General features: G+C 59.8%; 18 protein-coding genes. 10 read left to right on the plus strand and 8 right to left on the minus strand.

Features of this window, described 5'->3' with window-relative positions:
- Positions 1-13: 13 nt before the first annotated feature.
- Positions 14-1,003, minus strand: a complete 990-nt coding sequence (locus ACZZ0B_RS04530) for a 2-hydroxyacid dehydrogenase (protein WP_463544459.1) — start codon at positions 1,001-1,003, stop codon at positions 14-16.
- An 83-nt stretch (positions 1,004-1,086) separates the two neighbouring features.
- Positions 1,087-3,840, minus strand: coding sequence for a response regulator (locus ACZZ0B_RS04535; protein WP_045123040.1), 2,754 nt, complete (start codon positions 3,838-3,840; stop codon positions 1,087-1,089).
- Between the two features lie 219 nt (positions 3,841-4,059).
- Here ACZZ0B_RS04535 and ACZZ0B_RS04540 point away from each other — a divergent pair, with 219 nt between their 5' ends.
- From ACZZ0B_RS04540 to ACZZ0B_RS04580, 9 genes are all read left to right on the plus strand, one after another.
- Entirely contained in the window at positions 4,060-4,782 is a 723-nt protein-coding gene (locus tag ACZZ0B_RS04540; protein ID WP_463544460.1) for a response regulator transcription factor, read from the plus strand.
- Complete coding sequence (locus ACZZ0B_RS04545) at positions 4,769-6,193, plus strand: histidine kinase sensor domain-containing protein (protein ID WP_463544461.1); 1,425 nt, start codon at positions 4,769-4,771, stop codon at positions 6,191-6,193. Before ACZZ0B_RS04540 ends, ACZZ0B_RS04545 begins: the two co-directional genes overlap by 14 nt.
- 185 nt (positions 6,194-6,378) lie before the next feature.
- Positions 6,379-7,404, plus strand: a complete 1,026-nt coding sequence (locus ACZZ0B_RS04550) for a PDDEXK nuclease domain-containing protein (RefSeq protein ID WP_463544462.1) — start codon at positions 6,379-6,381, stop codon at positions 7,402-7,404.
- A gap of 107 nt (positions 7,405-7,511) precedes the next feature.
- On the plus strand, positions 7,512-8,414 hold the full coding sequence (gene cysM, locus ACZZ0B_RS04555) for a cysteine synthase CysM (protein WP_163004698.1): 903 nt from the start codon (positions 7,512-7,514) through the stop codon (positions 8,412-8,414).
- Positions 8,414-9,790, plus strand: a complete 1,377-nt coding sequence (rlmD, locus tag ACZZ0B_RS04560; protein WP_463544463.1) for a 23S rRNA (uracil(1939)-C(5))-methyltransferase RlmD — start codon at positions 8,414-8,416, stop codon at positions 9,788-9,790. The genes cysM and rlmD overlap by 1 nt, the downstream gene beginning before the upstream one ends.
- A 101-nt stretch (positions 9,791-9,891) precedes the next feature.
- The gene (gene relA, locus ACZZ0B_RS04565; RefSeq protein WP_008079148.1) at positions 9,892-12,135 is read left to right on the plus strand and encodes a GTP diphosphokinase; all 2,244 of its coding nucleotides are present in this window, start codon (positions 9,892-9,894) and stop codon (positions 12,133-12,135) included.
- A 147-nt stretch (positions 12,136-12,282) separates the two neighbouring features.
- The gene (gene mazG / locus ACZZ0B_RS04570; protein WP_008079147.1) at positions 12,283-13,116 is read left to right on the plus strand and encodes a nucleoside triphosphate pyrophosphohydrolase; all 834 of its coding nucleotides are present in this window, start codon (positions 12,283-12,285) and stop codon (positions 13,114-13,116) included.
- Between the two features lie 25 nt (positions 13,117-13,141).
- Positions 13,142-13,684, plus strand: a complete 543-nt coding sequence (locus tag ACZZ0B_RS04575; protein WP_008079146.1) for a DUF2058 domain-containing protein — start codon at positions 13,142-13,144, stop codon at positions 13,682-13,684.
- A 231-nt stretch (positions 13,685-13,915) separates the two neighbouring features.
- Positions 13,916-14,863 (plus strand): hypothetical protein, encoded by a 948-nt coding sequence (locus ACZZ0B_RS04580; protein WP_463544464.1) that lies wholly within the window; start codon positions 13,916-13,918, stop codon positions 14,861-14,863.
- A 66-nt stretch (positions 14,864-14,929) separates the two neighbouring features.
- Here ACZZ0B_RS04580 and ACZZ0B_RS04585 read toward each other — a convergent pair whose 3' ends face one another.
- The 6 genes from ACZZ0B_RS04585 to ACZZ0B_RS04610 form a co-directional block, all read right to left on the minus strand.
- Entirely contained in the window at positions 14,930-15,118 is a 189-nt protein-coding gene (locus ACZZ0B_RS04585; protein WP_008079144.1) for a hypothetical protein, read from the minus strand.
- 1,120 nt (positions 15,119-16,238) lie between these two features.
- Positions 16,239-17,459, minus strand: a complete 1,221-nt coding sequence (gene fabB, locus ACZZ0B_RS04590; protein WP_008087472.1) for a beta-ketoacyl-ACP synthase I — start codon at positions 17,457-17,459, stop codon at positions 16,239-16,241.
- Positions 17,460-17,470: 11 nt separating this feature from the next.
- On the minus strand, positions 17,471-17,986 hold the full coding sequence (gene fabA / locus ACZZ0B_RS04595) for a 3-hydroxyacyl-[acyl-carrier-protein] dehydratase FabA (protein ID WP_003172830.1): 516 nt from the start codon (positions 17,984-17,986) through the stop codon (positions 17,471-17,473).
- Between the two features lie 247 nt (positions 17,987-18,233).
- The gene (locus ACZZ0B_RS04600; protein WP_463544465.1) at positions 18,234-20,138 is read right to left on the minus strand and encodes a response regulator; all 1,905 of its coding nucleotides are present in this window, start codon (positions 20,136-20,138) and stop codon (positions 18,234-18,236) included.
- On the minus strand, positions 20,135-21,067 hold the full coding sequence (locus tag ACZZ0B_RS04605; protein ID WP_463544466.1) for an ABC transporter substrate-binding protein: 933 nt from the start codon (positions 21,065-21,067) through the stop codon (positions 20,135-20,137). The genes ACZZ0B_RS04600 and ACZZ0B_RS04605 overlap by 4 nt, the downstream gene beginning before the upstream one ends.
- 1 nt (position 21,068) lies before the next feature.
- Positions 21,069-23,192, minus strand: coding sequence for a TonB-dependent receptor plug domain-containing protein (locus tag ACZZ0B_RS04610; protein WP_463544467.1), 2,124 nt, complete (start codon positions 23,190-23,192; stop codon positions 21,069-21,071).
- A 196-nt stretch (positions 23,193-23,388) separates the two neighbouring features.
- Here ACZZ0B_RS04610 and ACZZ0B_RS04615 point away from each other — a divergent pair, with 196 nt between their 5' ends.
- On the plus strand, positions 23,389-24,414 hold the full coding sequence (locus ACZZ0B_RS04615) for an NAD(P)H-dependent glycerol-3-phosphate dehydrogenase (RefSeq protein ID WP_463544468.1): 1,026 nt from the start codon (positions 23,389-23,391) through the stop codon (positions 24,412-24,414).
- Positions 24,415-24,432: the final 18 nt, after the last annotated feature.

Raw genomic sequence — 24,432 nt, forward strand, 5'->3', positions numbered from 1 at the left:
CGCGGACTGCGCGTCAGCCCTCGACCTGGTTCTGCGGCGCACCGGCCGCCCAGGCGGCGATGTTGTGCAGGGTCGTCGCGGCAATCGCACCCAGTGCCTCGCGCGTCAGGAAAGCCTGATGCGCGGTGATGATCACATTCGGGAAGGTCAGCAAGCGCGCCAGCACATCGTCCTGCAGCGGCAGGTCGGAGCGATCCTCGAAAAACAGTTGCGCCTCTTCTTCATACACATCCAGACCCAGATAGCCGAGCTGACCTTCTTTCAGCGCGTCGATCAGCGCCGGCGTATCGACCAGACCACCACGGCCGGTGTTGATGAGCATGGCGCCCGGTTGCATGTGCGCCAGTGAATCACGGTTGATCAAGTGTTTGCTCTGCTCGTTGAGCGGGCAGTGCAGGCTGATGATGCACGACTGCGCGAGCAGTTCCGGCAGGCTCAGATAGCGCGCGCCCAACGCCAGCACCTGCGGGTTTGGATACGGATCGTATGCGAGCAACTCACACCCGAAGCCGTGCATGATCTTCGCAAACGTCGCACCGATCTGCCCGGTGCCGACAATGCCGACGGTTTTGCCAACCAGATCGAAACCGGTCAGCCCGTGCAGGCTGAAATCGCCTTCGCGGGTGCGGTTGTAGGCGCGGTGCAAACGCCGGTTCAGTGCCAGGATCAACGCCACCGCATGTTCGGCCACCGCGTGAGGCGAGTAGGCCGGGACGCGAACGACGGTCAGCCCCAGGCGTTTGGCGGCCATCAGGTCAACATGGTTGTAGCCCGCCGAGCGCAAGGCGATCAGTCGGGTGCCGCCCGCGGCCAGACGTTCGAGTACGGTGGCACTGAGGTCGTCATTGATGAACGCACAAACGACGTCATGCCCGTCGGCCAGTGCCGCCGTGTCGAGGCTGAGCCGCGCCGGTTGAAAGTGCAGTTCGATGTCGGCCGGGCCGTCGGCAGCGATGAAGCTGTCGCGGTCGTAGGTCTGGCTGCTGAAAACGATCGTGCGCATGAAATCCTCCTGGAGCATCGACGCGGGCTGCAATCACCCGCGACAACTTTAGCGCGCCTGAGCCTTCATGGCATTGCTGTGGATCAGGCGCTGATCCGCGCCTGTGCCGCGAGTCGATTGATCGAGCGTTCCAGCTCATCCAGTGCGGCGGCGGCCTTGGGGTCGTCCTGCTTGAGCAGGGTTTCACTGCGCTGACAGGCCGCGCGCAATTGCGGGACGCCGCAATAACGGGTGGCGCCGTGCAGGCGGTGCACGCGTTCGAGCAGGGCGTTCTGGTCGTGGCTCTCGCGGGCGCTGCAAATGGCTTCGCGGTCGGCTTCCAGCGACGCCAGCAGCATCGCCAGCATGTCCGCTGCGAGGTCAGCCTTGCCAGCGGCCAGGCGCAAGCCTTCCTCATGATCGAGCACCGGCAACTCGTGATTGCCGGCTGCGCTTTCGCTGGCCCGCTCCGGCCCCTGGTTTCGCAGCGCGAGGCCGGTCCACTTCAACACCACCTGCGCCAGTTGCCGTTCGCTGATCGGTTTGGTCAGGTAGTCGTCCATGCCGCTCTGCAGCAGCGCGCGTTTTTCGTTGGCCATGGCGTGGGCGGTGAGGGCGACGATCGGTAGCGGCGTGCAATGCCGTTCGCTCTCCCACTGGCGAATGGTTTCGGTGCTCTGACGCCCGTCCATCCCGGGCATCTGCACGTCCATCAACACCAGGTCGAACGATTCGCTCTGCACCGCTTTGACCGCTGCATAACCGCTCTCGACCGCGAGCACCTTGGCGCCCATGTCTTCGAGCAGGGTTTGCACCAGCAGCAAGTTGGCCGGGTTGTCGTCGACGCACAGCACCCGCGGTGCCCGACTCGACAACGGTTCCCCCGGTTCGGTGCGCGGCTGGCGCGGGTTGACCAGATCGGCCAGCGCCCGACGCAGTTTGCGCGTGCAGGCCGGCTTCGCCTGCAACTGACTGTGCGGGTTGGGCACTGACAGATGGAACAGCGTCTGTTCGGTGGTCGGACACAGCACCAGCACTTTGCAGCCGAGGTGTTCAAGGTCCCAGATGTGCTGGTTCAAGCGCTCGGGCAGCATGTCGTTGCTGGTGATGCCCATGACCGCCAGATCAATCGCCTGATCGGTCTGGTGTGCGCCCGTGACGCCATTGGTCAGGCTTTCCAGGGTATTGAAAGTGGTGACGTCGAGGCCGCAGTCTTCCAGTTGATGCTGCAGGGCCTGACGCGCCAGTTCATGGTTTTCCAGCACCGCCACGCGGCGCCCGAGCAGCGGCGCTGCGGGCAGGTCTTCGGCGTCGTCGCGGGTCTTGGGCAGGCTCAGGCTGATCCAGAATTCCGAACCTTCGCCTGGCGTACTGTCGACGCCGATTTCGCCGCCCATCTGCTCGATCAGGCGCTTGGAAATCACCAGCCCCAGACCTGTGCCGCCGGGTTGGCGCGACAGCGAATTGTCCGCCTGGCTGAAAGCCTGGAACAGTGCGCGCACGTCCTGGCTCGACAGGCCGATACCGGTGTCCTGAACGCTGATGCGCAATTGCACGCTGTCGTCGTTTTCGTCTTCGAGCATGGCGCGGGCGACGATGGTGCCTTCGCGGGTGAACTTGATCGCGTTGCTGACCAGGTTGGTGAGGATCTGCTTCAAGCGCAGCGGGTCACCGACCAGCGACAGCGGTGTGTCGCGATACACCAGGCTGACCAGTTCAAGCTGTTTGGCGTGCGCAGCGGGGGCAAGAATGGTCAGGGTGTCCTGAAGCAGATCGCGCAGATTGAACGGGATGTGGTCGAGCACCAGTTTGCCGGCCTCGATCTTCGAGAAATCGAGGATCTCGTTGATGATCCCCAGCAGGCTGTCGGCGGACTTTTCAATGGTGCCCAGGTAGTCGAGCTGACGCGGGGTCAGTTCGCTTTTCTGTAAAAGGTGGGTGAAACCGAGGATGCCGTTGAGCGGCGTGCGAATCTCGTGACTCATGTTGGCGAGGAATTCGGATTTGATCCGGCTGGCCTCCAGCGCTTCTTTGCGCGCCAGGTCGAGTTCGATGTTCTGGATCTCGATGGTTTCCAGGTTCTGGCGCACGTCTTCGGTGGCCTGATCGACACTGTGCTGCAATTCTTCGCGGGCGTTCTGCAGGGTTCCGGCCATGCGGTTGATGCCCGATGCCAGTTCATCCAGTTCCTGACTGCCGAGTGGCGGCAGGCGGGTTTCGAGATGACCGTCCTTGAGTTGCGCGACAGCTTGTTTGATCTGCCCTAGCGGGCGGTTGATGGTGCGGCCCATGCGCAACGCCAGCAGTGCGGCGCCGGCCAGACCGGCAGCGATCAAAAGCAGGCTGGCAAACAGGCTGCGATAACCGCGCAACAACATGCCGTTGTGCGACAGCTCCAGTTCGACCCAGCCGAGCAGGCGCTCGGCTTCTTCCGGGATCAGTTCTCCGGCGAGGTTGCGGTGCTTGCCGAACACCGGCATCAGGTAACGGGTCGCGTCATTGCCGCTGCGCCGTTGCAATAAAGCGCTGTCACCACTCGGGGCCTGATTGAGCATGGTCGGCCCGGCGTGGGCCAGCGGTGTGCGGTCGGGCGCAAGAAAGGTGACGGCGCGCACGTCCGGTTGTTCGAGGGACTGGGTGGCGATGCGTTCGAGCAGATCACTGTCGCCATGGCCCATGGCGGGGGCGACCAGCGGCGCCAGTTGCTCGGCGATCATTTCGCCGCGCTGCATCAGTTGGGTCTGCAAGTCGGACTGCTGCATCCAGGTGAAATAACCACCGAGTACCAGCGCCATCAGGCTGGTTGGCAACAAGGTCAGCAATAGCACGCGACCTTTGATTCCCAGTTTCGTGAGCACACCTATCTCCTGCATCCCGCTGATCTGTTGACTCATGCGTGCATCCGGCACGCGACATTGGCGCAGTGTAGCGATTTGCTCGCGGGCAATCTTCGGAAAAATGGTGTCGTCGTCGGTCTGCGCGCAGGTTGTCGTTGGTCCGACAGGTCAACCTTCGGTTGCCCGATGCCCGGCAATCTTGAATAATCGCGCTCAACTGAGAATTACTTGCAGATACTCATGACTCCTGTTTCCGTTGGCCAGCCACGCATACTCTCCATCGAAGACGACCCGGTGCTCGGTGCCTATGTTCACGAACAGCTGGGCCGCAGCGGCTTTCAAGTGACCTGGTGCCAGAACGGCCAGGAAGGCCTGAACATCGCCAAGCGCCAACCGTTCGATGTGGTGCTGATGGATATCCTGTTGCCGGGCATGGACGGTTTGAATGTGCTGACGCAATTGCGTCAGAGCCATTCGACCCCGGTGCTGCTGATGTCGGCCCTCGGTGCCGAGGCTGATCGCATCAGCGGATTTCGCCTTGGCGCCGACGACTATCTGCCCAAGCCGTTCAGCATGGCCGAATTGCACGTGCGTATCGAAGCGATCCTGCGCCGCGTTGCCCTTGATCGGCGTCCGGCGACCCTCGCGGCCCCCGCTGCAACGGGCACGCTGCATTTCGACGAAGATCAGTGCGATGTGTTCTACCGCGAGCAAGCGGCCGGGCTGACCCGCAGCGAATACCGTTTGCTGGAAACCCTCAACCGCAACGATGAAGAAGTGCTCAGCAAAGCCTTCCTTTATCAGCATGTGTTGCAGCGCGGTTATGCCGCCCACGATCGCAGCCTCGACATGCACATCAGCCAGATCCGCCGCAAACTCAAAACCATCGGTTATAGCGAGCGTGAAGTGCGCACGGTATGGGGCAAGGGTTATGTATTGAGCGCCGCCGATGAAAGTGTCTGAGCTGCCGGGGCGACATTCGCTGTTCTGGAAACTGGCGTTTCTGCTGGTCGCGTTCTGTCTGCTGATGATCTGGCTGAGCTGGTCGTGGGGCCGCTATATGGAGGAGCGTAATCAGTTCCTCTCCGACGAAGCGCGCGGCACGTTGACCCGCTATGCCGCTGAAGCCGAGCGCGCCTGGCAGCGTGGCGAACGCGACGGTGTCGACAGCTGGTTGCAGAGCATGGAGTTGCGCGAAGCCGGTTGGGTCGGCGTGATCAGCGGTAATTTGCAGTCGCTGAGCAATGAGCCGTTGAATGAGCAGGAAATCCAGCACATGACCTTCTTGCGCGGTCTCGACTGGCCGATTCACAAGCAGGGGCGGCCATGGCTGCGCATTCCGTTCCCCAAGGACCCTTCCGCCGGCAGTCTGGTGATTGAATTGCCCGAGCGGTTTTTGCCGGGCAAATACAGGCTGTTCTGGCGGGTGGTCACCAACGGTGTGATTCCGGGGCTGTTCACCTTGTTGCTGTGCGTCGGCCTGTATCGCCTGCTGGTGGTGCCACTGAACAACTTGCGCGAACAGGCCAATGCCTGGCGCGCCGATCAATTGAATGTGCGCCTGTCGAGCGGGATCACTCAGCGCCCGGATGAACTCGGCGAACTGGCAAGGGCGTTTGACTCGATGTCCGAACGCCTGCAATCGACCGTTGCCCTGCAACAGCAATTGCTCCGCGACCTGTCCCACGAATTGCGCACGCCGCTGAGCCGACTGCGCGTGGCCAGCGAAAGTGAACAGGGTCTGCCGCAATTGCGCGATCGCATCGGGCGTGAAGTCGACGGCATGCAACGGCTGGTCGAAGACACCTTGCAACTGGCTTGGCTCGACACGGACCGCACGCCATTGCCGGATGAAGCCATTCAGATTCAGGCGCTGTGGGAAATGCTTACCGACAACGCCTGTTATGAAAGTGGCTGGCCGAGTCTGCAGTTGCAGTGTTCGGTGGAGGCATCGTGCTGGGTGCGCGGCAATCTGAATACCTTGGCGCAGGCGCTGGAGAACATTCTGCGCAACGCCATCCGGCATTCGCCAGAAGGCGGGATTGTGCGGCTCGATGGACGACGCGAGGGCGATTACTGGCATTTGTGGCTCGAAGATCAGGGCGGCGGGGTGGCTGAGTCCGATCTGCAGCGGATCTTCCTGCCGTTCACTCGCCTCGACGGCTCGCGGCCTGGCGACGGCGGGTTTGGCCTGGGGCTGAGCATTGCGCGCAACGCCGTGCAGCGTCAGGGTGGGAGTATTTGGGCGGAGAATGGCGGGGCGGGGTTGCGGCTGAATGTGCGGTTATTGGCGGATGATGGTGTTGGGGCGAATGACGCTATCGCGAGCAGGCTCACTCCTGCATTGGATTTGCGTTCACCGCAGATCGTCTGAACAAATCACATCCCTTGTAGGAGTGAGTCTGCTCGCGATGTAGTCCATCGGGGGCAGCATTCCCCCTGGCTGCGCGGGAGCGCTCGCCTTTTTTTGTACGACATTTCCCAAGCTGCATCGGCGGTCATTTCAAGCTTCCTGAAGGGGTTAGGCTCGTGCTTCACCTAATCTTTCAGGAATTACGCATGAACGAATCTAGCTTGACCGGCAGCTCTGACGGCGATCGTTTCAACGAAGTGCTTGCCCTGATTCACAGCTCCAGACACAAGGCCATGCAGGCGGTCAACACTCACTTGATTGAGCTTTATTGGCAGGTGGGGGCGCATATCAGTCGAAAGATTGAGCGGGCGGAGTGGGGAGATTCCGTGGTGGGCCAATTGGCCGAACATTTGGCTCTGACACAACCGGGATTGCGAGGGTTCACCCGTCGGAATCTGTTTCGGATGCGCCAGTTTTATGAGGCTTATCGGGGTGATCAGAAAGTGTCAGCACTGCTGACACAATTGCCGTGGACTCATAATTTGCTCATTTTGACTCAGAGTAAGCTCTCTGAAGAGCGTGAGTTTTATCTGCGGATGGCTATTCAGGAGAAGTGGTCTACAAGAGAGTTGGAGCGCCAATTCAAAACGGCTCTGTTCGAGCGAAGTGTCACTGATCCAGCAAAAGCCTCCGCGGCACTGCAGCAAACACACCCCGAAGCTCTCGAGATATTCCGTGATTCCTACATGGTCGAATTTCTCGATCTGCCCGGAGCTCATTCTGAAACTGATCTGCACCAAGGCCTGCTATCTCGCCTCAAGGAATTCCTGATCGAACTTGGTCGCGACTTCTGCTTTGTCGGTTCCGAATATCCGTTGCAGGTAGGCGGTCGGGATTTCTCTCTCGATCTTCTGTTCTTCCACCGAGGGCTCAACTGCCTTGTAGCCATTGAACTGAAGGTCGGCCGTTTTGAGCCGGAATACCTCGGCAAGCTGGATTTCTATTTGGAGGCGCTGGATCGCAATGTCCGCAAGCCTCACGAAAGCCCGGCCATCGGTGTCCTGCTGTGTGCAAGCAAGGAAGATGAGGTCGTCGAGTACGCCCTCAATCGCAGCCTTTCGCCCGCCTTAATAGCCGAATATCAAACGTGCTTACCGGATAAGCAATTGCTGCAGGCCAAGTTGCATGAGTTTTATGCACTGGATACGGCGCACACAGAAAATAGCGACTAACGGCCGCTTATTCCCATAAACCATAAGCACCGCACTTTGCGTGATATGGCCTGCGCGGGTTTGCCGGTATGATAGGCGCCCCCGCACGTCTGGATTGCGAATACGCCATGACCTTGCAGTACCCAACCATCGCCGATTGCGTCGGCAACACTCCGCTGGTGCGTTTGCAGCGCCTGCCCGGTGCCACCAGCAACACCCTATTGCTCAAGCTCGAAGGGAATAACCCGGCGGGTTCGGTCAAGGACCGTCCGGCGTTGTCGATGATCACTCGCGCCGAGTTGCGTGGGCAGATCCACGCCGGCGATACGCTGATCGAAGCGACTTCGGGTAATACCGGCATTGCGCTGGCCATGGCCGCCGCGATCAAGGGTTACAAGATGATCCTGATCATGCCGGACAACTCCAGCGCCGAGCGCAAAGCGGCGATGACCGCCTACGGTGCCGAGCTGATTCTGGTCAGCCAGGAAGAGGGCATGGAAGGCGCGCGCGACCTTGCGCAGCGCATGGAAGCCGAAGGCCGTGGCAAGGTGCTCGATCAGTTCGCCAATGGTGACAATCCTGAAGCGCACTACACCACCACCGGCCCGGAAATCTGGCGGCAGACCCAGGGCAGCATCACCCATTTCGTCAGTTCGATGGGCACCACCGGCACCATCATGGGCGTTTCGCGCTACTTGAAAGAGCAAAGCGACAGCGTGCAGATCGTCGGTTTGCAGCCGATGGAAGGCTCGGCCATTCCCGGTATCCGTCGTTGGCCGCAGGAATACCTGCCGAAGATTTATCAGGCCGATCGCGTTGATCGCATCGTCGACATGGCGCAAAGCGAGGCCGAGGACGTCACCCGTCGTCTGGCCCGCGAAGAAGGCATCTTCTGCGGCGTGTCCTCGGGCGGTGCGGTGGCAGCGATGCTGCGCCTGTCCAAAGAAGTTGAAAACGCGGTGATCGTCGCGATCATCTGCGACCGTGGCGACCGTTACCTGTCGACCGGCATTTTCGACGCGCCCAACTGATGGCCAAGCACGAGAGAGGCCTGCGCTTTCAGCCCACTGGCGGAAGCAAGGCTGCGCAAATCCCGACCGGCAAAAAGCAGCGCTTGAACATCGAGCGCCTGGCCAATGACGGTCGCGGCATCGCGTTTTTCGAAGGTAAAACCTGGTTCGTCCTCGGCGCCCTTGCCGGTGAAGAGGTCGAAGCGCGGGTGCTCGGCGCGCACGGCAAAGTGGTCGAGGCGCGCACCGAGCGCGTGTTCAAGGCCAGCGAATTGCGTCGCCCGGCGCCGTGCCAGCACGCCGGCCGTTGCGGCGGTTGCAGCGTTCAGCATTTGCCCCACAGCGAACAGCTTGCCCTGAAACAGCGCATGCTCGCCGAGCAATTGTCGCGCGTTGCCGGTGTCGAACCTGAAGAGTGGGCAGCACCGCTGACCGGCCCCGAATTCGGCTATCGCCGTCGTGCCCGGATTGCGGTGCGCTGGGACATGAAGGCGAAGAAACTCGAAGTCGGTTTTCGCGCCGCCGGCAGCCAGGACATTGTCGCGATCAGCGAATGCCCGGTGCTGGTACAGCCCTTGCAACCGATCATGACCCGTTTGCCGGAGATGCTCCGTCGCTTGAGCAAGCCGCAAGCGTTGGGTCACGTCGAGTTGTTCAGCGGCTCGTCACTGGCGGTGTTGCTGCGGCACATGGCGCCGTTGTCCGAAGCGGATCTGAGCATCCTCAAGGACTTCTGCCAATTCCATGAAGCGCAACTCTGGCTGCATGGCGAAGGCGAACCGCATCCGGTCGATGCGACCCAGTCGCTGGGCTATCGTCTGGAACAGTGGGATCTGAATTTGGCCTATCGGCCCGGCGACTTTATCCAGGTCAATGCCGGCGTCAACGAGGCAATGGTCGCCCAGGCGCTGGACTGGTTGAAACCACGTAGCGATGAGCGTGTGCTGGACCTGTTCTGCGGCTTGGGCAACTTCGCCTTGCCGCTGGCCAAGTCCGTGCGTGAAGTGGTGGCGGTCGAAGGCGTGCAGACCATGGTCGATCGTGCCGAAGCCAACGCCGCCAGTAACAATTTGCATAACACAAAGTTTTTTCAAGCCGATTTATCCCAGCCTTTGAGCCATGCTCAGTGGGTCGGAAATGGTTTTTCTGCGGTACTCTTGGACCCACCGCGTGACGGTGCTTTCGAGGTGGTGCGCAAGCTCGCGACCCTGGGCGCGAAACGGTTGGTGTACGTGTCGTGCAACCCTGCAACTCTGGCGCGCGATACGGTCGAATTGATCAAGCAGGGCTACCGGTTAAAACGTGCCGGGATTCTCGATATGTTTCCTCAGACGGCACATGTCGAGGCCATGGCGTTATTTGAAGCGAGCCAGGATGGCTCGTCTGAATCCGTCTGATCTGTCCGCGCAGCGCTCGCATTAGCCCCGTGAGCGCAACCGGACACTGAAGGTCAGCGATTTGACGCATTGAATCTGCGTCGTAGGGAAGGTAAAGCAAGATGGTACAGGTGAGAGCACACCAGCCGATCAACACTGACGGCAGTATCAATCTCGAGGCTTGGCTCGATCACGCGGTCAGTGTCGATCTGGCACTGGATCGCGAAGCCTTGAAAGAAGCCTGCGAGTTCGCTCGCGAGGCCGAACAACAGTCCAATGCCAAGAAGAATCTGTGGGCCGAAGGCTCCGGCAGTTTCAGTACTGGTCTGGAGATCGCCGAGATTCTCGCCGACCTCAAGCTCGATCAGGATTCGCTGGTCGCGGCGGTCCTGTATCGCGGCGTACGCGAAGGCCAGATTGAGCTCGCGGCCATCGGCCAGCGCTTTGGCCCGGTGGTGGCCAAACTGATCGACGGCGTGCAGCGCATGGCGGCCATCAGCGCCAGCCTCAGCCCGCGCCAATCGATGGTCATGGGCACGCAAGGGCAAGTGGAAAACCTGCGCAAAATGCTCGTGGCGATGGTCGACGACGTCCGTGTTGCGCTGATCAAACTCGCCGAACGTACCTGCGCCATCCGTGCGGTAAAAACCGCCGATGATGAAAAGCGTAACCGTGTCGCCCGCGAAGTGTTCGACATCTATGCGCCGCTCGCGCATCGCCTCGGCATCGGTCATATCAAATGGGAACTGGAGGACTTGTCCTTCCGTTATCTCGAGCCGGATCAATACAAGCAGATCGCCAAGTTGCTCCACGAGCGACGGCTGGATCGCGAGCGTTTCATCGCCGACGTGATGACCCAGCTCAAAGACGAATTGCAGGCCACCGGCGTCGACGCCGACATCAGCGGCCGGGCCAAACACATCTATTCGATCTGGCGCAAAATGCAGCGCAAGGGTCTGGAATTCAGCCAGATCTACGACGTGCGTGCGGTGCGTGTGCTGGTGCCGGAGATGCGCGACTGCTACACCGCGCTCGGTATCGTCCACACCTTGTGGCGGCACATTCCGAAAGAATTCGACGACTACATCGCCAACCCGAAAGAGAACGGCTACCGCTCGCTGCACACGGCGGTGATCGGCCCTGAGGGTAAGGTGCTTGAGGTGCAGATCCGCACGCACTCGATGCACGAAGAAGCCGAGCTCGGCGTCTGCGCGCACTGGCGCTACAAGGGCACCGACGTCAAATCCGGTTCGAACCACTACGAAGAGAAAATCTCCTGGCTGCGTCAGGTGCTCGAGTGGCACGAAGAGCTCGGCGACATCGGTGGTCTGGCGGAACAGCTGCGCGTCGATATCGAACCGGATCGGGTTTACATCTTCACCCCTGACGGTCACGCCATCGACCTGCCGAAAGGCGCGACGCCGCTGGACTTCGCTTACCGCGTGCACACCGAAATCGGTCACAACTGCCGTGGCGCGAAGATCAACGGGCGCATCGTCCCGCTCAACTACAGCCTGCAGACCGGTGAGCAGGTCGAGATCATCACCAGTAAGCACGGCACGCCGAGCCGCGACTGGCTGAACTCGAACCTCGGTTACGTCACCACCTCGCGGGCGCGGGCGAAGATCGTTCACTGGTTCAAATTGCAGGCGCGCGATCAGAACGTTGCGGCCGGTAAAACCCTGATCGAACGCGAACTGACACGCCTCGGCTTGCCGGCGGTGGATTTCGACAAGCTGGCCGACAAGGCCAACATGAAAACCGCCGAAGACATGTTCGCCGCCCTCGGTGCCGGCGACTTGCGCCTGGCGCAACTGGTCAACCTGGCGCAGCAACTGGTCGAGCCGGAGCGCGGCAACGAACAGCTGGAGCTGATCCCGCGCAAAGCCACCGGTTACAAACCGGGCAAGCGCGGCGACATTCAGATCCAGGGCGTCGGCAACCTGATGACACAGATGGCCGGCTGCTGCCAGCCGCTGCCGGGCGACGCGATTGTCGGTTACATCACTCAGGGCCGTGGCGTGAGCATTCACCGTCAGGACTGCGCCTCGGTGCTGCAACTGTCGGGACGCGAGCCAGAGCGGATCATTCAGGTCAGTTGGGGCCCGGTGCCGGTGCTCACCTATCCGGTGGACATCATCATCCGCGCCTACGACCGCTCGGGTTTGCTGCGTGACGTTTCGCAGGTGTTGCTCAACGAGCGCATCAACGTGCTGGCGGTCAACACCCGCTCGAACAAGGAAGACAACACCGCGCTGATGTCCCTGACCATCGAGATCCCGGGTCTGGATGCGCTGGGGCGGTTGCTCGGGCGTATATCGCAGTTGCCGAACATCATCGAAACACGGCGCAACCGTACCCCGTGAAGATGGCTTCGATTGATCGTTCCCACGCTCCGCGTGGGAATGCCTCAAGGGACGCTCTGCGTCCAGTGACGCGGAGCGTCACGGGCTGCATTCCCACGCAGAGCGTGGGAACGATCAAGATCGCAGAAAGGTTTAGTGAGAGTTTGTATGTACAGCCTTGAAGACCTGCTCCACCTGATGAACCGTCTGCGCGATCCGCAGTTCGGTTGCCCGTGGGACATCAAGCAAACCTACGCGACCATCGTCCCGCACACCCTCGAAGAAGCCTACGAAGTGGCCGATGCCATCGAGCGTGGCGACTTCGATCATCTGCAGGGTGAGCTCGGCGATCTGCTGTTTCAGGTCGTCTACTACAGCCAGTTGGCCAAGGAAGAAGGGCGCTTCGAATTCGCCGGGGTGATCGACAGCATCACCCGCAAACTGATCCGTCGTCATCCCCACGTGTTCCCCACCGGTGATCTGTACGCGCCGCTCGACGTGCCGCGCTTGAGCGAAGAACAGGTCAAGCAGCGCTGGGAAGAGATCAAGGCCGAAGAACGCGCCGAGAAGTCCGCTGCGCCGGAGCAACTGTCCCTGCTCGATGACGTGCCGGCCACGCTGCCGGCTCTGTCGCGTTCAGCCAAGTTGCAGAAGCGTGCCGGGCAGGTCGGTTTCGACTGGCCGGAGGCCTTGCCGGTGTTCGACAAGGTGCGCGAAGAACTCGATGAAGTCCTTGAAGCGATGTCCGAAAACGATCCCGTCGCCGTGGCTGACGAGATCGGCGACCTGCTGTTTTCCGTGGTCAATCTGGCCCGGCACTTGAAGGTCGACCCGGAAACCGCGCTGCGTGGTGCCAACGGCAAGTTCGAAAGACGTTTCCGATTTATCGAACAGGCATTGCGCGATACCCATCGTCCCATAGAAGATTGCACCCTCGAAGAGTTGGACGCCCTGTGGGGCGAAGCCAAACGTCAGGAAAAGAATGCGCCCAGCTGCGGCTGAGCAACTGCCCAAGTGAGTAAGCCCCATGAGTATTTCCCTTCGCGACCAGTTGCTCAAAGCAGGTCTGGTCAACCAAAAGCAGGCCAAGCAGGTCAGCAAAGACAAGCAGAAGCAGCAACGTCTGGCGCACAAAGGCCAGATAGAACTGGATGACACGCAGCAGCGTGCGGCGCAGGAAGCCCAGGCCGAGAAGGTTAAGCGTGACCAGGAGCTGAATCGCCAGCAGCAGGAAAAGGTCGAAGCCAAGGCACGTGCCGCGCAGGTCAAGCAGTTGATCGAAGTCTCGCGCCTGCCGAAACTGACCACCGAGGACTACTACAACTTCGTCGACGACAAAAAGGTCAAGCGTATCTCGGTCAATACGCTGATGCGCAACAAGCTCAGCAGCGGTTCGCTGGCGATCGTCCACCATGCCGGCGGTTACGAAGTGATTCCGCGTGAAGCGGCGCTGAAGATCCAGGAACGCGACCCGCAGCGCATCGTCCAGCTCAACGTGCAGACCGAAGAAGTCAGCACCGAAGATGATCCGTACGCGGCGTATCAGATTCCTGATGATCTGATGTGGTAATTGTTTTAATGTTCTAGCGGCTTACATCTTTGCTAGTACTTTGAAAGTGTTTATATATTGAACCCGCCGATTCGTATCGATACGATCGGCGGGTTTTCTTTGGCAGAAATTAACGTGTTTGAAGTGTGAAGATTTTGCGCTGCTCATAAACAGCGCGTTGCACTTTTATATAGGTGTTTTTTGTGTGGGGAGAATAAATGGAATTAATTTAAATGAATAAGGATATTGCTGATGTTATTAAGTGTTGCTTCGTTGCGCCAACCGACTTTTAATCCGCAGTTTTCGCAATTGCGTGCGCCTGGTCAATCAATTACCGATTACGTGGTCAGCGAACTGGATGCCCGGGTCGAGTTTGTGCGCCGCAAAATCAGGATCGCTGCCAAGGCCGCTGCAGCAGACCATGACGGCTCGGAGTGCCTGTTCTTCACCTTGCCTGAGTTTTTCTGGAACATCCCTTGGCGTGAGGTCGACAGCGAGGACGAGCTGCATGAATTGACCACCGCTTACCTGGAAAAAGTACCTGCGTATATTTCGTCGTTAATGAAAGATCTGCCTGTTGAGCGGTACGGCAAGATTGTCCTGTTGGCGGGCAGTTGTGCAACCTTGGTAAAAGTGGGAGAGGGTGATGCGAGTTATTACGAAGTCATTAATTACTTGCTGACGATTACCAATAAAGAATATGAAACAGATATCCCGTTGATGTCGATGTGGCCAAAACGACATGTTTCCGGCATCGACTTTGGTCGGAATGTCGGTAATCAAGATGGCTTCTGGTTCTTCAGGCTGTTTGACGAGTTTGTCATCAAGATCAAGGACTACAGCGACGTCAGCGCTGAGCACAGTTACTTTGGGGGTTACCAGGGACTGTTTATCAATAGTCTTGTGCCGGGCTGCCCGTTCGGCATTAACGTGTGCCTTGATTATGCGGTGCTGAAGGAAGGTGAGCGGGATAAGGAAGTTGAAATCCCTGAAGTGAAAATCGACTTCTTGATTGCCTGTGGCATGTCCTTTGATTACGACAAGCAGCACCCGACCGCTGTCCAGTACTCGATCAGGAATGACGGCATGGGTGGTGGTGCATGTGAGGTAGTCAGACTCGAGGGGGGGCTGATCGTCGATGAAATAGCTTCGGAGGAGATCGACGACAACCTTTATTTGAGTGTGATTCGCGTGGTGTGAAGGTTCTGATGTTGTTGCAGCCTGCCACCCGGAAAGGGGCAGGCTGCAACCCTGAAGAGTGGTGAGTCAGGCTGATCGTAGATCTCGTTGCTGCTCTTGCACTTCCAGCTCGGCCTTGTAGTTGTGGGCATCGATCTCGTTGTGGAACATGCCGACCAGCAAGTCTTGTTGATGCACGTCCCAAATGCGGATACCGGCGGCTACGCCTTCATGGGACATGTGTGAATCGTCGCGTTCAGTTACTTTTACAGTCATCTGCTAGCTCCAAATCTCAAGTTATCTGCAGCAAGGCGTGTGCAGGACTCTTTTATATGATTTGTTAGCTTGCTAAGTAAACGCTCGATTTGTGCAATGTATTCTTGCAAAAACCGCAACAGTGCTGCAGCCCGCGGAATCCGCGACATTCGGTCGCAGGCCGCAAAGTTTCATGACAGAAGTTTCATCTCCAGCCTCACGCAATCCCCATGTAGGAGCTGCCGAAGGCGGCGATCTTGATCGTTCCCATGCTCCGCGTGGGAGCGCCTCTTGGGACGCTCTGCGTCCAGTGACGCGGAGCGTCACGGGCTGCATTCCCACGCAGAGCGTGGGAATGATCAGATCAAAAGATCGCAGCCTTCGGCAGCTCCTACATGGGGTATTTGTGTTGGGGCGGGATTTTTCTGCAGACAAAAAAACGCCCCGAATCAGTCAGGGCGGCAACAGTGCTGCAGCCCGCGGAATCCGCGACATTCGGTTGCAGGCCGCAAAGTTTCATGACAGAAGTTTCATCTCCAGCCTCACACAATCCCCATGTAGGAGCTGCCGAAGGCTGCGATCTTGATCGTTCCCATGCTCCGCGTGGGAGCGCCTCTTGGGACGCTCTGCGTCCAGTGACGCGGAGCGTCACGGGTTGCATTCCCACGCAGAGCGTGGGAATGATCAGATCAAAAGATCGCAGCCTTCGGCAGCTCCTACATGGGCGATTTGTGTTGGGGCGGGAGTTTTCTGCAGACAAAAAATCGCCCCGAATCAATCAGGGCAGCAACAGTGCTGCAGCCCGCGGAATCCGCGACATTCGGTCGCAGGTCGCAAAGTTTCATGACAGAAGTTTCATCTCCAGCCTCACACAATCCCCATGTAGGAGCTGCCGAAGGCGGCGATTTTGATCGTTCCCATGCTCCGCGTGGGAGCGCCTCTTGGGACGCTCTGCGTCCAGTGACGCGGAGCGTCACGGGCTGCATTCCCACGCAGAGCGTGGGAATGATCAGATCAAAAGATCGCAGCCTTCGGCAGCTCCTACATGGGGGATTTGTGTTGGGGCGGGAGTTTTCTGCAGACGAAAAAAAACGCCCCGAACCAGTCGGGGCGTTTTCATGTGTGGCTCAAGCGGGGGAAATTACTTGCCTTCCCAGCGCTTCAGTACCAGCGTGGCGTTGGTGCCGCCGAAGCCGAAGCTGTTGCTCATCACGGTGTTGATGGTGGCGTTCTCGCGGGTCTTGGTCAGCACCGGCAGATCGGCCACTTCAGGGTCCAGCTCGTCGATGTTGGCGGAACCGGCAATGAAGTTGCCTTCCATCATCAGCATGCAGTAGATCGCTTCGTGAACGCCAGCGGCGCCCAGGGAGTGACCGGACAGGCTCTTGGTCGAGCTGATCGCAGGTGCCTTGTCGCCGAACACTTCACGCACACCCTTCATTTCCGCAACGTCGCCGACCGGAGTCGAGGTGCCGTGGGTATTCAGGTAGTCGATCGGAGTATCAACGGTGGACATCGCCATCTGCATGCAGCGGATCGCGCCTTCGCCACTTGGGGCAACCATGTCGTAGCCGTCGGACGTCGCGCCGTAGCCAACGATTTCCGCGTAGATTTTCGCGCCACGGGCCAGAGCGTGTTCCAGCTCTTCAACCACGACCATGCCGCCACCGCCAGCGATGACGAAACCGTCACGGTCTTTGTCGTAGGCGCGGGAAGCCTGTTCCGGGGTGTCGTTACGCTTGCTGGACAGAGCGCCCATGGCGTCGAACAGGAACGACTGGCTCCAGTGCTCTTCTTCACCGCCACCGGCGAAGACGATGTCCTGCTTGCCCATCTGGATCTGTTCCATGGCGGTACCGATGCAGTGAGCACTGGTGGCGCAGGCAGAAGCGATGGAGTAGTTCAGGCCTTTGATCTTGAACGGTGTGGCCAGGCAAGCGGAAACGGTGCTGCTCATGGTCCGCGTTACACGGTATGGGCCAACGCGCTTCACGCCTTTCTCGCGCAGGATGTCCAGCGCTTCCATCTGGTTCAGCGTGGAAGCACCACCGGAGCCAGCCACCAGGCCGGTACGCGGGTTGGACACTTGCTCTTCGGTCAGGCCGGAGTCAGCAATGGCGTCTTTCATGGCCAGGTAGGCGTAAGCCGCTGCGTGGCCGACGAAGCGATAGATCTTGCGATCGATCAGCTCTTCAAGGTTGAGGTCGATGGAGCCGGAAACCTGGCTACGCAGACCCATTTCGGCATATTCCGGGTTGAACCGGATGCCAGGGCGGCTTGCACGCAGGTTAGCGGAGACGGTCTCTTTGTCATTGCCCAGGCACGAAACAATGCCCAGACCAGTGATAACGACGCGGCGCATGCGAATAACCCTTAGAAGTTGTCAGTGGAGGTGAACACGCCGACGCGAAGGCCTTCGGCGGTGTAGATTTCGCGACCGTCAACAGACACCGAACCGTCGGCAATGGCCAGGTTCAGCTTGCCCTTGAGGACGCGCTTGATTTGAATGTTGTAGGTGACTTTCTTGGCGGTGGGCAGGACCTGGCCGAAGAATTTCACTTCGCCCGAACCCAGCGCACGGCCACGGCCCGGCAGGCCTTGCCAGCCCAGGAAGAAGCCGACCAGTTGCCACATGGCATCCAGACCCAGGCAGCCCGGCATCACCGGATCACCTTCGAAGTGGCAGGCGAAGAACCACAGGTCAGGGTTGATATCCAGTTCGGCGACCAATTCACCTTTGCCGTACTTGCCACCCTCTTCACTGATATGGGTGATGCGATCCACCATCAGCATGTTCGGGGCGGGCAGTTGCGCGTTACCTGGGCCGAACAGCTCACCGCGACTGCAGCGCAGCAGATCTTCCCGAGTAAAGGCGTTTTGTTTGGTCATGCGAGCTCCTCAATAATCCCATGCGGCAGGTGGGGCAAATCTTCCCGACCGTTCGAAGCGTTCATGCCTCGAACCGGCAGCCTACTCATAGACTATTGCGTTGTGGTGAAAGTCACAGCACCAAGGACATGAATGTACACTTGTGCACTGAAATTTTTATTCAAGCCTCTTTTGAGGCTCGTTCGGGTGCCTAAGACTGCCGCACTTTCGCTTTTCACGCCAGTCGCAGATGGTCGAAAGGCCCACACTACGACACCCAGCGCTGCAGAATCTGCTGCAGATCATTACGTTTGAACGGCTTCGCCAGATAATCGTTCATGCCAGCCGACAGGCAGGTTTCCCGGTCGCCCTGCAGGGCGTTGGCGGTCAGCGCGATGATCGGCACGTCGGCGCGTCCGGGCAGGCGACGAATCTGTCGGGTCGCTTCGTAACCGTCGATGATCGGCAAGCGGCAGTCCATCAGAATCACTTCGAAATCATTGCTCTCGGCACTGCGCACGGCCTGCGCACCATCGGTGGCGACACTGACAGTAAAGCCCAGGCTGCGCAGCATCGCCTCGATAACCGTCTGGTTGACCGGGTTGTCTTCGACCAGCAGCACATTGCGTCCTTCGCCATGGCTGTCGCCGTTGAACGCTCGCGGTGCCGCCAGTGGCGGCAGCGCCTCTTTATACAGCGCCAAGGGGATTTCCAGGGTGAACACCGAGCCGAGGCCTTCCTCACTCTGCGCACGCAAGGTACCGCCCATGCGCTCGGCGAGTGTCCGGGCAATGGGCAGGCCCAGGCCGGTGCCACCGTAACGGCGGGAAATCGAACTGTCGGCCTGCTGGAAGGCGTTGAACATCAATTCCAGGCTTTCCGCGGAAATACCGATGCCGCTGTCGCGCACCGAGCAGGTGAACCACAGCAGTTCGTGATCGAGCGACTGCCATTGCGCCTCGATGCTGACCCGGCCCTGTTCGGTGAATTTCAGTGCGTTGCCGACCAGATTGACCAGGATCTGCCGGATCCGCGTCGGATCGCCCTGCACCTGCAAGCCGCGCATGTCCTCGGGAATCCGCAGGTTCAGCGCCAGCCCGCGCTGCGCCGCGCTGTGCTGGAACGACTGGGCGCAGGCGCCAATCAGTTCGGCAAGGTTGAACGGAATGTGTTCCAGCTCCAGCTCCGAACGCTCGATCCGCGAGAAGTCGAGAATGTCGTTGATGACTTTCAGCAGGTGTTCGGTGGATTCGGACGCCAGGGCTGCGTACTCGACCTGTTCTTCAGTCATCTCGGTGGTTTCGAGCAATTGCAGCATGCCCAGCACGCCGTTCATCGGTGTGCGCAGTTCATGGCTCATCATCGCCAGAAAGTCGGATTTGGCGTTGTTGGCTTTTTCCGCTTCCTCGCGGGTCTGGATCAATTGCGCCATCGCCTGATGCTGTTCGCGGCTGGCCTGTTCCAGTGCCTGGGCGAGGTTATTGATGTGCTGCGACAATGCGCCGAGCTCGGTGTCATCGACAATCGGCAGCGGAGTTTTGTAGTCGCCGTCCTGAATCGCCTTGACCGCGTGGCCGATGTCGCGAATCGGCTGCGACAGACTGCCGGCCAGACGCCGCGCAAGGACAAACGTGAAAAGCAGGGCGAACAGCGCCAGAATCCCGGCCTTGAGCAGAATTTCCTGCTGGCGCTGACTGAAGGCATCGTTGGACAAGCCGACGATCACCCGCCCCAGATAATCTTCGTTCGCGGCGCCGTTAGTGACCTTGCCGTCCTGGAAAAAATCATTGTGCAGAGAGATCCGTTGCAGCCGCACCGGTGCCTGAAACACTTCGACCTGATGCGGGCGATTGTGGGCCGCCGCCGGTTGTTCGACGTACACCAGAATCCGGTTGGCGCTGTCCTGCACTTCGAGAAAACGCACGTTGGGCGTGGCCAGCGTGGCCTTGAGCAGGCTTTCCAGCACTTCGTTGTTGCCGGAAATCACCCCGTATTCGGTGGCCGGCGCCAGTTGGTTGGCGATCAGTTGGCCGGTGTGGGTCAGCTCCTGGCGCAAATCCTGAATCCGCACAAACGTGAAGAAACTGATCAACAGCAAGGTCAGCAACAGCGCCGGGCCCAGGCTGATCAGCTGGGTGCGGGTATTGATGTCCCAGCGGCGACGGAAAATCATGGACGGCGTTCTCCTTCAGCCAATGCTTTGGCAACGGACGCATCATTGGGCGGTTCGATGCCTAAGGAACGAGCCACCTGCGCATTACTTGAGACCTTGAAATGTGTCGGGTAGAGGGTTCGCGGCCAGGAGGCCGGTGGCTGGTCGAGTAATTGATCGAGCACCGTCAGCCAGTCGTTCTGGTCGCTGTAGCTACTGGCCAGACTGCCGGCACGGACAAAAGCAACGTTGGGGCCGACCAATGCCACCTGCCGCGAGTAACTGCTGAGCAGCAGGTTTTTCGCGGTTTTCGGGTTGTACAAATCGGGATCGTCGAGGCCCAGCAACACGTCGCTATTCTTCAGCACCGCTTGCAAGGGACGGCTGTCGTGGGTGTTGTCCCAGCGCTCGCTGACGATCTGCAGATTCAATGGCTTGGCCGCCAGAGTCAGCTCCTTGAGCAGGAACTCGCTGTGCTGGTCGAACAGCACACCGACGCGGCGCGCCTGCGGCAGAATCCGCCGGATCAATTGCAGTTGGCGGCTTAACGGTGGATCGCTCCACAACAGGCTCAAGTGTGGCGGATGAGTCGTGCCCAGGCGTTCTCGTGCCTGCAAACGAGTGATGCGCAATACCAGTGTCACCGGGCCTTGAGCATCTTGCAGGCGCCAGTCGAGGCTGGGCAGGTCGAGCAAAATCAGGCGCAGACTGGCCGGTAATTTGCCCGGTGCCGGCAAGCTGGCCAGCGGCTGGAAACGCACATTGTCAGTGGGGCGCAGTTCACTGAGTGCCTGGACGAACGCCTGCACACCGGGGCTTTCCTCGGCGCCGGTCAAGAGGATGTCGGCAGCCTGCACCGCGACGCCGTGCAGCCACGCGGTCACAAACAGACAGAGTCCGGCCAGCCAGTGGCCAAGGGTTGGCGTCTTCCGTGACGAGCCAAATCGCATCCTAGAACTCCAGCTCGGCGCTGAAATACATGACCCGGCGTTCGTCGTAATTGTTGTCGACGAACGTGGTCGGCTCATGATCAAGGCGCTGTTGCAGCACGCCGGCCAATTGCAACTGGGCTTTGCCCAGCGGAATGCGTTTGGCGATGCGTGTGTCGACCCGTTCGAAGCGGTAGCCGTTGAGCGCATTGTCGCCGTAATAGAAGAGGGCGCTGTTCCAGCCATGGCCCCAATCGCGCAGCCAACCGGCGGAACCGCTGTTGCGCGAAGTGAACTGTTGATCCAGCGGGTTGCTTGCCTCGGCATCAACGAAGGCATAGGTGAAGCGCAAGCGGTCGGCCAGGCTTACGCGCCAGTCGAGCTGGGTTTCGGTGCCGCGAAAACGTGAGCTGTTGGCGTTACTGGCGATGTACTGGTTGTTACGCAGTGGCTCGCTGATCATCCCGGTGATTTCGTCGTAGAACAGCTTCACGTCGAGCGCGAGGCCAAGGTCGGCGAAATAGCCGTTGTAGCCCAACTCCCGTGAGCGCATGTGTTCCTGATCGAGATCGCCCGGGCCACGGGTCTTGACGAAGTAGCGCGCCGACGACTGACCGTAAGCCGAGGGCCGCAGGTTGCTGACCTGATAGCTCCAGTTCACATTGTTCTCGAACATGTCCGGCGAGCGAATGGCTTCCGAGTACACCGCGCGCAGACCATGGCGTGGATTGATCAGGTAGTTGACGGCAAATCGCGGCGTCAGCGAACTGCCGATCAGTTGCGTGTCTTCAAACATCGCCCCGCCTTGCAACAGCCAATGTTCAGTGGCGCGCCACTCCAGTTGGCCGAACGCGCGCCAGGTGGTGTCGTCGAGCGTGCCGTTGAAATAGGTTTCGGAATCGGCGCGGTCGTAACGATAGTTCATGCCGCTGACCAGGCGCAGGCTGTCGGACAGGCTGAGGGTGTCCTGCAGCTCGAGGTCGTATCGCGACTCGCGAGCGCTCTGGTCGATGTCGCCGCACAGTGTCTGGCTGGCACCGTTGCGCCATTGATCGAGCACCCGGTTGGCCAGGGCCATTTCCTGTGGCGTACCGGGCGCCGCGCCGGGGCCGGTGAACTGCGTGATGTTGCGTGCCAGACGTTCGGTGTAGTTCGGGTTGAGTTGCCACAGTTGCGTCAGTTCAGGGCTGAACGACACTTCGGCATCGCAGGCGCGCCAGGTTTGCTGGCGGTCCCAGTGTTGCGCCGACGCTTGCACATAAAGGCTGTGCTCGGGGTTGATGTCGAGGTTCCAACGCACAGAACCTGCGTAATCCTTGGCCACCACGTCGGAATTGTTCCCGGCGGCAGTAATCCCGGAGAACACCGGATGGTAGGTGTAGGGCCGTTGGTTGCTGCCGTCCTTGGCGTTGACCTGCCAGTCGAGGCTCTGGTTGTCGCTGAGGGGCTGGCTGACGGCGAGACTGAAACGGTTCAAGCGACGGCTGTCACGGTAATCGGCGCCGCTACGGTCGCTGTCGAAACCGTCGTCTTCCTGGCCGGACAGCGACAGGCGCAAATCACCGCCATTCCAGCCGGTGCCTTGGCTGGCATAGAAGTCATTGATGCCGCGCTGGCCTCGGGTGATCTTCAATCGCGTGCCGTGGCTGTCCGCCGGGTGGCGGGTGATGATGTTGACCACCGCCATCAGCGCGTTGGCACCGTAGCTGACCGTGTTCGGGCCGCGAAAAACTTCGATGCGCTCGATGTCTTCCATGGCCACCGGAATATCGCTCCAGTCCACCGTGGCCAAACCGGCGCGGTACACCGAGCGGCCATCGATCAATACCTGCATGCGCCGCGCTTCGGTGGCATTGGTGCCGTGGTAATTGACCGCCGCCTGATTGCCGCTGATGTTGCCGACCATCATGCCTGGCACCAGGCGCAGCAGTTCGCTGATGTCGCGCGCGCCGCTGGTGTGGATCAACTCACTGTCGAGCACGGTCATGCTCCCCGGCACTTCCGCCGGCGTCTGTTTCAGCCGGGTGGCCGTCAGTACCTGCGGCAGCGCTTCGCCGTCCATGAACAGGTCGTCCGCCTGCAAAACCGGGCTGAACAGCAGCGCCAGTAACAGGGATGAACGCGGGGGAGGGGAACCGACAGACACGACACAGCCTTGAAAGCAAAGAATTGGCGCGCATGTTAACCGAGGGCAGCGACTTTTCCAGTCACGTTGCAGGCATTTTCCTAGGTTTTATTGGTCTTCTTCCTACAAGTGCCGGTAATTGACGCAGGGGCTGGCCGCCATCGGGTCGCCCCGTATAATGCCGGCATCGCCACTGGTATGGATTAACGGATTGCATATGACTGAACAGCGCCCGATTGCGGTCCTGGGAGGCGGAAGTTTTGGTACCGCCGTGGCCAATTTACTGGCCGAGAACGGCCATCAAGTCCTGCAGTGGATGCGTGACCCCGAGCAGGCCGAGGCCATCCGGGTCAATCGCGAAAACCCGCGTTACCTTAAAGGCATCAAGATTCTCCCAGGTGTGACCGCAGTCACCGACCTGCAAACCACGCTTGACGCCTGCGATCTGTGCTTTGTCGCGCTGCCGTCCAGCGCGCTGCGCACGGTGCTGGCTGCCCACGCCGAGCGTCTGAGCGGCAAAATGCTGGTCAGCCTGACCAAAGGCATCGAAGCCCAGACTTTCAAACTGATGAGCCAGATTCTCAAAGAAATTGCCCCGCAGGCACGCATCGGCGTGCTGTCCGGGCCGAACCTTGCACGCGAGATCGCCGAACACGCGCTGACCGCCACAGTGGTCGCCAGTGAAGACGAAGATCTGTGCAAAGCAGTGCAAGCCGCGCTACACGGCCGCACCTTCCGCGTTTATGCGAGCGCCGACCGCTTCGGCGTCGAGCTGGGCGGGGCGTTAAAGAACGTCTACGCAATCATCGCCGGCATGGCGGTGGCGCTGGAGATGGGCGAGAACACCAAAAGCATGCTGATCACTCGCGCCCTAGCCGAGATGACCCGGTTTGCGGTGAATCAGGGCGCCAACCCAATGACCTTCCTCGGTCTGGCCGGCGTCGGCGATTTGATCGTCACCTGCTCGTCGCCGAAGAGTCGCAACTATCAGGTCGGTTTCGCCCTCGGTCAGGGCTTGAGTCTGGACGAAGCGGTGTCGCGCCTCGGTGAAGTCGCCGAAGGGGTCAACACCTTGAAGGTGCTCAAGGCCAAATCGCAGGAAGTCGGTGTGTACATGCCGCTGGTCGCCGGGCTGCACGCGATCCTCTTTGAGGGACGCACGCTGGAGCAGGTGATCGGTCTACTGATGCGAGCCGAGCCGAAAACCGACGTCGACTTTATTTCCACCAGTGGTTTCAACTGAGACCCCAGCACGGAGCAA

The sequence above is a fragment of the Pseudomonas sp. AC247 genome (genome assembly GCF_979258015.1).

What these genes read in the sequence shown, in the direction of transcription:
- ACZZ0B_RS04530 (WP_463544459.1), bottom strand. Translation starts at nt 1,003, where the DNA reads ATGCGCACGATCGTTTTCAGCAGCCAGACCTACGACCGCGACAGCTTC.
- ACZZ0B_RS04540 (WP_463544460.1), top strand. Translation starts at nt 4,060, where the DNA reads ATGACTCCTGTTTCCGTTGGCCAGCCACGCATACTCTCCATCGAAGAC.
- ACZZ0B_RS04545 (WP_463544461.1), top strand. Translation starts at nt 4,769, where the DNA reads ATGAAAGTGTCTGAGCTGCCGGGGCGACATTCGCTGTTCTGGAAACTG.
- ACZZ0B_RS04550 (WP_463544462.1), top strand. Translation starts at nt 6,379, where the DNA reads ATGAACGAATCTAGCTTGACCGGCAGCTCTGACGGCGATCGTTTCAAC.
- cysM (WP_163004698.1), top strand. Translation starts at nt 7,512, where the DNA reads ATGACCTTGCAGTACCCAACCATCGCCGATTGCGTCGGCAACACTCCG.
- rlmD (WP_463544463.1), top strand. Translation starts at nt 8,414, where the DNA reads ATGGCCAAGCACGAGAGAGGCCTGCGCTTTCAGCCCACTGGCGGAAGC.
- relA (WP_008079148.1), top strand. Translation starts at nt 9,892, where the DNA reads ATGGTACAGGTGAGAGCACACCAGCCGATCAACACTGACGGCAGTATC.
- mazG (WP_008079147.1), top strand. Translation starts at nt 12,283, where the DNA reads ATGTACAGCCTTGAAGACCTGCTCCACCTGATGAACCGTCTGCGCGAT.
- ACZZ0B_RS04575 (WP_008079146.1), top strand. Translation starts at nt 13,142, where the DNA reads ATGAGTATTTCCCTTCGCGACCAGTTGCTCAAAGCAGGTCTGGTCAAC.
- ACZZ0B_RS04580 (WP_463544464.1), top strand. Translation starts at nt 13,916, where the DNA reads ATGTTATTAAGTGTTGCTTCGTTGCGCCAACCGACTTTTAATCCGCAG.
- ACZZ0B_RS04585 (WP_008079144.1), bottom strand. Translation starts at nt 15,118, where the DNA reads ATGACTGTAAAAGTAACTGAACGCGACGATTCACACATGTCCCATGAA.
- fabB (WP_008087472.1), bottom strand. Translation starts at nt 17,459, where the DNA reads ATGCGCCGCGTCGTTATCACTGGTCTGGGCATTGTTTCGTGCCTGGGC.
- fabA (WP_003172830.1), bottom strand. Translation starts at nt 17,986, where the DNA reads ATGACCAAACAAAACGCCTTTACTCGGGAAGATCTGCTGCGCTGCAGT.
- ACZZ0B_RS04600 (WP_463544465.1), bottom strand. Translation starts at nt 20,138, where the DNA reads ATGATTTTCCGTCGCCGCTGGGACATCAATACCCGCACCCAGCTGATC.
- ACZZ0B_RS04605 (WP_463544466.1), bottom strand. Translation starts at nt 21,067, where the DNA reads ATGCGATTTGGCTCGTCACGGAAGACGCCAACCCTTGGCCACTGGCTG.
- ACZZ0B_RS04615 (WP_463544468.1), top strand. Translation starts at nt 23,389, where the DNA reads ATGACTGAACAGCGCCCGATTGCGGTCCTGGGAGGCGGAAGTTTTGGT.